Annotated in this window: 4 protein-coding genes; 3 read left to right on the forward strand and 1 reads right to left on the reverse strand. The window is 48.8% G+C overall.

What is annotated here, in order from left to right; all coding sequences use genetic code 11:
• Positions 1 to 21: 21 nt before the first annotated feature.
• Positions 22 to 1,383 (reverse strand): copper amine oxidase, encoded by a 1,362-nt coding sequence (locus ON064_RS17490; protein ID WP_274625777.1) that lies wholly within the window; start codon positions 1,381 to 1,383, stop codon positions 22 to 24.
• A gap of 167 nt (positions 1,384 to 1,550) precedes the next feature.
• On the opposite strand from ON064_RS17490, the gene ON064_RS17495 reads away from it, so the two are divergent.
• From ON064_RS17495 to ON064_RS17505, 3 genes are all read left to right on the forward strand, one after another.
• Positions 1,551 to 2,021 carry a DinB family protein gene (locus ON064_RS17495; RefSeq protein WP_274625778.1) on the forward strand — a complete coding sequence of 157 codons (471 nt, stop codon included), beginning with the start codon at positions 1,551 to 1,553 and terminating at the stop codon, positions 2,019 to 2,021.
• Positions 2,022 to 2,117: 96 nt separating this feature from the next.
• On the forward strand, positions 2,118 to 2,417 hold the full coding sequence (locus tag ON064_RS17500; RefSeq protein WP_274625779.1) for a hypothetical protein: 300 nt from the start codon (positions 2,118 to 2,120) through the stop codon (positions 2,415 to 2,417).
• A gap of 159 nt (positions 2,418 to 2,576) precedes the next feature.
• Positions 2,577 to 4,012, forward strand: a 1,436-nt coding sequence (locus tag ON064_RS17505) for a PAS domain S-box protein (RefSeq protein WP_274625780.1), incomplete at its 3' end; no start/stop codon positions are given.

Raw genomic sequence — 4,012 nt, forward strand, 5'->3', positions numbered from 1 at the left:
GCTTTCAAGATCATCTTACTATTATTGTTTTCTTGTGCGTACAGCGACTGTCGTGATCAACGCTGCAAGCAATAGTCCAGCCAAAGCCCATAGGTAAGGCGTTGTTGAGTTCGCGCTCATGCCGCCCATCCCTGTTGAAGGCATTTCAGATGGCATTTCCGCTTCACCGAACTGTTCAGGGAATTGGTCAGTGATCGCTGCAGACAATCCAGCTGCTGGCATTGTCATGTGTGCGTAAGCTTCACGGATCGAAGCGTAAGCTGTTTCGTAATCTCCAGCAACGTAGCTATCGAATGCTGTCAGCAATTGTTCAACGTGCTCTGTCAAACCTTCTTCAAGTGCATCAGCCGGGATACGGCCTTCAGTTGCTGATTCCAAGAATGCTGCTTGGTCCACGATGTATTGATCCAATTCAGCACGTGCTTGTTCTTGTCCTTCTTCATTGCCTTCACCAGTGGCTGTCACGTAGTCGACAAAGTAGCCGATGTGAGATTTCCACGTTTCTTCAAATTGTGCGCCGGCTTCTTCGCCGTAAACTGAACCGACTGCTGCAGAAAGGTCATCTGCGTTTGCCAAAAGTGCGCCAGCTGCCTGGTCGAAGCTCTCCGCTCCATCAGCGCCGTCTTGCATAGCCATTGCCGCAAGCCCAGCATGCTCCGTGAATGTTGTGTTCAAGCTTGCACGTAGATCAACTGCCGGCGTGTCCGGGTTTGTGTTATCGAATTTCTCAGGGAACTGGTCAGTGATCGCGATCGACAATGTTTCTGCAAACATGCTCATGTGGTGGATGGATTCGCGCTCCCACTCATAAGCTGTTTCGAAGTCGCCTTCTACGTATGCATCAAATGCACCGATCAATTGATCGACGTGGACATCAAGTCCTTCTACGACTGCTTCTTCAGACAAACGCCCTTCAGTAGCCGTATCAAAGAATTTTGCTTGCTCGACTTTGTATTCTTCCAATTCAGCTAGTGCTTGTTCTTTGCCTTCTTCATTGCCTTCTGCAGTTGCTGTTACATAGTCAACGAAATAGCCGATATGTGACTGCCAGATAGCATCGAATTGCTCTCCGCCTTCTTCACCGTAGACTGAAGCGACTGCCGCTTTCAAGTCTTCAGCGTTTGCTAACAATGCGCCGGATGCCTGGTCGAAATCTTCTGCTCCGTCCACGCCTTTACGCATCGCTTCAACTGCAAGGAAAGCATGCTCAGTTAATACCGTATCAAGCGCGATGCGAAGTTCTGCCGCTTTCGTTGCTGTCGGCGCCTCCATCTGCTGCGTCGATTCACCGTGTCCGCCTCCGTGGCTGTCTGCAAGTGCTGCTGTCGGTACTAGTAGGGATAAGCTTAGTGGTAGTGCCACCATCAATTTGTTCATTTTCATCATCCATCACTCCTCAGTTGTTTTTATTGTTCTACTAGCTCAACGGAAGGGAGATCAGTTTAGATCACTTTTTTTCAAAAAACTTTTTAAATTGTGGAAATCCATTCATTTCAGCGCTGGCATCAATGCTATGCTTGTTGAAAATGAACGGAACAGGAGCTGAACTTATGTCCCCTTATTGTGAACAGGTCTTTCACCAGCTCGAGCTTGTGGTCGCATCGACCGTCGAATTGATCTCTTCTATAGAAGAAAGCGATTGGAATGTGCGCCCGACTGACGGAAAATTTTCGATCGGCGAACTCATCGGCCACATCGCCCTCATTTGCGAAGCGGACTTGCGCATTGCAAACGGAGCCTCCGAATCGGAAATGAGCTCTTTTTACGGCTCCAAGCCGCTTCCATCCAAAGAACAAGCCATTATCGAATTGATGCACGGCTTCGAACGGCTCAAAAACGTCTATCTTCCATTAAATGAAGGTCAGCTTCAAAAAATGAACACAGCGTATTGGGGTGTCAGCTATAGTCGGTTCGAATGGTTGCTAGAGATGCTTGTCCATCTCACCCATCACCGTGGCCAATTGCATTCACTGATTGTCCATAGCCTCGGCAAAGATCCCAAAATCGCCTTATTTGAATGAGCTTGCAGAATTATGTATCTCTGGGCATACATTTTTTTGGTTTCGGGTATGGACAAAGACCTAACTGAAATCGTATAGAAAGCCAGGTGCATTCGTATGTCTCCATTAACCGAGCCCGATTTGTCCCGCATAAAAGAATTGAACCCCGATACGCTGGCACAGGAATTTCCAGTACGGCGCATGGTCGTCGAGACCACCCTCTATTCAGCTTATTTTGTGCCAACACATGGAACCGTCGGCCCGCCTTACGATATCCTGATCATTGAACATCCACCTGCCACACCCATTTCGGCCTTTGTTTGGTGCCGGCGCATCCAAGGAAATGGCACCAAGTTGGAAGTCGTAAAAGAAATCACTAACGCCATCGAGTATATGCGAAGCCGTAGTAATAAGTGATTTCGGGCAGGTGACAGCATGAACATTTTTTATTTTTTCTATATTTTTTCCATAATTTTCTTTTAAATATAAGTCATATGGGTATTTTTTCTGTACTTTCGTACCGCTAACCTGGGGTATAATAGTCCCCATAATATGATTGCGAAAGGACTGTTCCCGATGCCTCTCGAATTCGCACGCCTTGTGTTCATGGCATTTTCCGTCTTGACGGCCATTGCTGCCTCTTATATTGCCCTTCTTTTAATCGGCCGAATCGCTGACCAAAGCCGTACCCACCCGTTATGGTGGGTCGGCGGCAGTTCATTGGTCTTCGGAATGGGCATCTTTTCCATGCACTTTATCGGCATCTTGACTTACCATTCCGCGGCACCCGTCCAGTACGATCCGGTGTTGCTAAGCATCTCCCTCCTCGGGGCAATCGGCGCTGCGTTTCCTGCCTTCTATGTGTTGCGCACATCCCAGCCGCCCAGAGCTCATTTGTATTTTAGCGGATTTTCTATCGGTTTCGGTGTTTTGTTCATGCATTATATCGGCAACGCCGCGGCCCAGGTTCCCGGAATTCCCCAATTCAATCTCGTGCCGTTTTTATTTTCTATAGCTGTTGCATTTGGCTTTTCGATCGCGGCTTTGCGCATTTTCTCGCGCAACCGCAAACGCCCGGACTCCCCTGTAAGAAAACTCCTAAGTGCTACCATTCTTGGGACAATGATTTCTGCCGCTCATTTTATCGGTATGCAGGCGGTGAGCTACTCCACTTCAAGCACGGGCCCTGCATCGTTCACCAATATGGGACTCGCTTTTGTCGTATCGGCACTGATTTTACTATTGCTTGCAGTCGCCGGTTACCTTGCTTACCTCGACAGCAAGCAGTTGAGCAATGAACAGCGTTACCTAAAAAAAATTCGTGAAAGCGAGCGCCGCTTCCGCAAGCTTGCTGAATTGTCGCCGGAAGCGATCGCCATCCATAGCGGCGGCAAGCTACTGTATGTCAACAATGCCTGCCTGCGAATGTTTGGCGAATTGGATGCTGAGCAATTGATTGGCACCAATGTACTCGATTATGTTCATCCCGACTACCATGAAACGGCTAAAACGCGCATTGAGTCGATGAATCGGGGCCTCAGCACCCCGCCCGCCGAACAATTGTGGATAACGCCGAAAGGAACCGTCCATGAAGTCGAGCTGACCGGCATGAGCATTGAATTCGAAGGTGATTCCGCTGTCCAGCTGTTGATCCGGGATATTACCGAACAGAAGAAAATCGCACGCGAACTCGAATTGAATAGGCAGCGTTATGAATCCTTGTTCCAAAACAATCCGGACGGCATTTTTTCAATGGATGATTCGGGCCGCTTGATGGATGTCAACGATTCCCTTGTTCGGCTGCTCGGCTATAGCCGGGAGGAATTGACTGAGAAAACTTTCCATACAATTGTGGAAAGTTGCCAGCTCGATACGACCGAAGTGAAGTTCCGCCTGGCGCTCGATGGCATCACGCAGAATTACGAAACGGTTGCCACCCATAAATCCGGTCACAGAGTGGCGCTGCGCATTACCAATATGCCAATCTTGACCGACGGCACCGTAACCGGCGT

The sequence above is a fragment of the Planococcus sp. A6 genome (assembly GCF_028823615.1).
Taxonomy (GTDB): Bacteria; Bacillota; Bacilli; order Bacillales_A; family Planococcaceae; genus Planococcus.